The following is a 3,475-nucleotide window of genomic DNA, read 5'->3' as shown; positions in this document are numbered from 1 at the left end:
TGGCAGGCCCCGGCAAACGGCCCTACACCCGGGATGAGATCCAGGATCTGTTCGACTGCGCCGACGACCGGGTGATGCGGATCCGCCGCGCCGGCGCGAAGGGCTGGGTCGCCGCGTTCCGGATCGCGACGATCATGAAGACCGCCTACGCCTGGGGACTGCGCCGCAACGAGGTCCGGCAGCTGGACCTGGTCGATCTGGCCGCGAACCCGCGGGCGCGTCACTTCGGTGACGCTGGGATCCTCTACGTCCGATACGGGAAGGCGATGCGCGGCTCTCCCCCGAAACGCCGCACCGTGCTCACCTTGCCCGAGTTCGACTGGATCGTGGAATGCCTCCGCGAGTGGCGGGAGCAGGTCCGCCCGCTGGTGGCCCCACCGAAGTCCACCGCACTCTGGCCCAGCGAACGCAGCGGCATGCTCGCCGCTGACTCCCTCTCGCGCGCCTTCAACGAGGTCAAACGCGAGGCCGGCCTCGACGACGATCTCGACTTCCACTCGCTGCGCCGCTCCTACGTCACCCACCTGGTTGAGGACGGCTACGACGCGTTCTTCATCCAGCAGCAGGTCGGCCACGAACACGCCTCGACCACCTCGATCTATACCGGCCTCTCCCCCGACTACCGGGCCCGCGTCGTCGACGACGCGATCGCCCGGATGGCCGCACAAGCAATCACGAAGGAGCACTGAGCATGCAACGTCGAATCGAGCACGGCTGGCGGTTGCGGGAACTGATGGCCGCCCGCGGGATGAACACCATCTCCGACCTCATCCCGCACCTCAGCGACCGCGGCATCCACCTCTCCGACTCACAGATTTACCGCCTCGTCGGCGGCACCCCGGAACGAATGAACCTGAACCTGCTGGGCGCGATCCTCGACACGCTGGACTGCAGCTTCGAGGAGCTCTGCCCCATCACGGTCCAGGCCGCGCCCGACCGCGCCACCGGCACCGCCGACGCCGCCGACGCCGCCCCCGCTCAGGGCGCGTTCCGTCCCGCCCGCGCGCGAATCCGCAAGCCGCAGTGACCCCTGGAAGGCCGCCGCGCGAGTGCGCGCGCTGCTCCCGCACCGATGTTAGGTTCGCGACGACCTGGCCAGAGGGATCGATCTGCCGCCGCTGCTACCAGCGCGCCACCCGCATCCACGGCACCTGCGGCACCTGCGGTCAGCACCGCCTGCTGCCCGGCCTCCTGGACGAGACCCCGGTCTGCGTCGACTGCGCCGGCATCCCGAAAGACTTCCACTGCACCCGCTGCGGCCGTGAAGATGAACCCGTTCGCGTCGGCCTCTGCGCGCACTGCTGCCTTACCGACGACCTCACCCCACTCCTCGCTGACCCCACCGGCGCGATCAGCCCCACCGTGCTGCCGCTGTTCACCGCGCTAACCCAGCAGACGCACGCGCGCAGCGCTCGCACCTGGCTGACCGTCAACCCCGACGCCACCAGACTGCTCCGAGACCTCGCCCACGGCATCGTCCCCATGGAGCACGCGACGTTCACCGACCACCACGAGCCCGCGAAAGTCGCGTTCCTCCGAGAACTCTGCATCGAACACCAACTGCTCCCGCCGGTCCACCTCGACGTCGAACGGTTCGCCACCTGGCTTGACGACAAACTCCCCGCCGCGCACCCTGCGGACGCCCGCTTGATCAAGCAATACGCCCGCTGGGTTCACCTCAACAGGCTGCAGCGTCTCGCCGACGCCGGCGTCTTGAAGAAGGGCGGCTTCCTCGCCGCGAAACAGTCCACCACTGTCTCGCTGGAGTTCCTCCACCACGTCCGCGCCGCCGGCCTCTCCCCCGCCACGTGCACCCAGGCCTGCGTCGACGACTGGCTGGCGACCGGGCCGACGACCCGCAGCCTGGCGCGCGCATTCGTCCGCTGGGCGATCGCGCACCGACACATCCCGTCGCTGACGTTCCCCTACCGGGTGGCCAAGACCGAACCCGTCATCACCCAACAGCAACGACTCGAGCACATCGCCCGTCTAATCGAACCAGGCGACAACCTCGCTACCGATGAGCGCGCGGCAGCTCTGCTGCTCCTCCTCTACGCGCAACCACTCACCCGAATCGTCAGCATGCAGCTCGACCAAGTCCGCGACGAGCGCGACACGATCACCGTCTCGTTCACCGACGACGCACTCACGATCCCCGATCCGTTCGCCCAGATCATCCGGAACCACCTCGCAGCGCTGCCGAACCGGAACACCGCAGCCCACCGCGACACCCCCTGGCTCTTTCCCGGTCGCCGCCCCGGCCAGCACATCCACCAGACCACACTGATGAACAAGCTCCGCGACGCCGGAATCGACCTCCGCGGGGCACGGAACGCCGCGATGCGAGCCCTCGTGGTCGAGCTACCCGCGCCCGTCGTCGCCGACTCGCTCAACTACAGCTACAACGTCACCGATAAACACCGCCGAAACGCCGGCGCCACCTTCCTCGACTACACCTCCAGACGAACGCGTTGACCCGTTGCAGGCGGGCCCGTCTCTCACGCGAGTTCCGGGATCCAGGCGACAGCAACGAACCCTGCGACGCTCGCCACCAGCAGGAGCACGATCCCCGCACCGACCACCCATGGCCGCCGCCGCGAGAAGAGCACAGTCGCAATGATTGTGGCGAGATAAGCGAGCGCGATGATCACAGTCCAAACAGCGGCCGCAACCAGTCGATCCTCGATGAAGCAGTTTCGCGGGCCCGGTAACTCAAGCGAACACACCTCCGGCCCAACCGGCACAGCGACCCACCAGATCAAACCGACCGCGACAAGCGCGAGCAGCGTCATGATCAGAACTCCAACCAGCATGGCCGCCGTCGGCCTGGCCGAGGAACGTCTTTCGTCGAGAGCCGTCATGTGCCCATCGTAAGAAAGGGGCCGGAGACATTTCGCTATTGCGGAAATGAATCAGGTCACGATGACCGGCTGAACGTCGACGGGTCCCGGGCAGACGCCATCGGCGTTGCTAGTGAATGGAATCTCGAACCATTCGTCGCGGATGATCGCGCCTGAGGCGTCGATTATCGCAACCCGAATACCAGCGTCGAGGTCGAGTCCGACGGTGTCCTGCGGCGCATACGGTGGCTCCTGCGGAACCTCCCACTTCCCGGGTTCGACCGGTTCGATGGAAGCGGGCTCGCAATCATCGCCGAGGCAGGCGGCCACTGATCCGTCGCCGACCAAGTCCGGACTGATTTCGATGACCACGGGCCCAGAGAGGACAAATCCGATGGCCGGGCAGGCCACGCCCGGGGGAACGCATGCGCTGAGAGCCAGGGACCCTGTGAGGACTCCGGCGGCGGCAGCAACCTTGAGCGTTCGCATGCTACTGAAACTAACAGCGACCCGACAGCGCCCATCGCCCTCTACGGCTCGACCATTCGAGTGACCTTGACGGAGAACGAGGCATCGGAGGGAGGGAGCCAAGTCCCGCGCATTCGCCGGTCAGGAATCCGCCGGGACAGCACTCC

5 protein-coding genes are annotated in these 3,475 nt (G+C 67.0%); 3 read left to right on the top strand and 2 right to left on the bottom strand.

Annotated elements, in window-relative coordinates; translation table 11 throughout:
* The 3 genes from ABTU82_RS16665 to ABTU82_RS16655 form a co-directional block, all read left to right on the top strand.
* A partial coding sequence (locus tag ABTU82_RS16665) for a tyrosine-type recombinase/integrase (protein ID WP_407174475.1) occupies nt 1–689 on the top strand: 689 nt, incomplete at its 5' end.
* Between the two features lie 2 nt (nt 690–691).
* Nucleotides 692–1,027 (top strand): helix-turn-helix domain-containing protein, encoded by a 336-nt coding sequence (locus ABTU82_RS16660; protein ID WP_005054047.1) that lies wholly within the window; start codon nt 692–694, stop codon nt 1,025–1,027.
* Nucleotides 1,024–2,475 carry a hypothetical protein gene (locus ABTU82_RS16655; RefSeq protein WP_407174473.1) on the top strand — a complete coding sequence of 484 codons (1,452 nt, stop codon included), beginning with the start codon at nt 1,024–1,026 and terminating at the stop codon, nt 2,473–2,475. The genes ABTU82_RS16660 and ABTU82_RS16655 overlap by 4 nt, the downstream gene beginning before the upstream one ends.
* Before the next feature lie 23 nt (nt 2,476–2,498).
* On the opposite strand, the gene ABTU82_RS16650 is transcribed toward ABTU82_RS16655, so the two are convergent.
* Together ABTU82_RS16650 and ABTU82_RS16645 are read right to left on the bottom strand one after the other, a co-directional pair.
* Entirely contained in the window at nt 2,499–2,861 is a 363-nt protein-coding gene (locus ABTU82_RS16650; protein WP_043341551.1) for a hypothetical protein, read from the bottom strand.
* A 51-nt stretch (nt 2,862–2,912) separates the two neighbouring features.
* Complete coding sequence (locus tag ABTU82_RS16645; RefSeq protein ID WP_005054055.1) at nt 2,913–3,329, bottom strand: hypothetical protein; 417 nt, start codon at nt 3,327–3,329, stop codon at nt 2,913–2,915.
* Nucleotides 3,330–3,475: the final 146 nt, after the last annotated feature.

The organism is Microbacterium deferens, from assembly GCF_045517775.1.
In the GTDB taxonomy this organism is placed as follows: domain Bacteria; phylum Actinomycetota; class Actinomycetes; order Actinomycetales; family Microbacteriaceae; genus Microbacterium.
The sequence above is the reverse complement of the archived record's forward strand: the minus strand, read 5'-3'. Positions and strand labels throughout refer to the sequence as shown.

Bases quoted from the DNA above. Each gene is read 5' to 3' on its own strand.
- ABTU82_RS16645 (WP_005054055.1), bottom strand. From the start codon at position 3,329: ATGCGAACGCTCAAGGTTGCTGCCGCCGCCGGAGTCCTCACAGGGTCC.
- ABTU82_RS16650 (WP_043341551.1), bottom strand. From the start codon at position 2,861: ATGACGGCTCTCGACGAAAGACGTTCCTCGGCCAGGCCGACGGCGGCC.
- ABTU82_RS16660 (WP_005054047.1), top strand. From the start codon at position 692: ATGCAACGTCGAATCGAGCACGGCTGGCGGTTGCGGGAACTGATGGCC.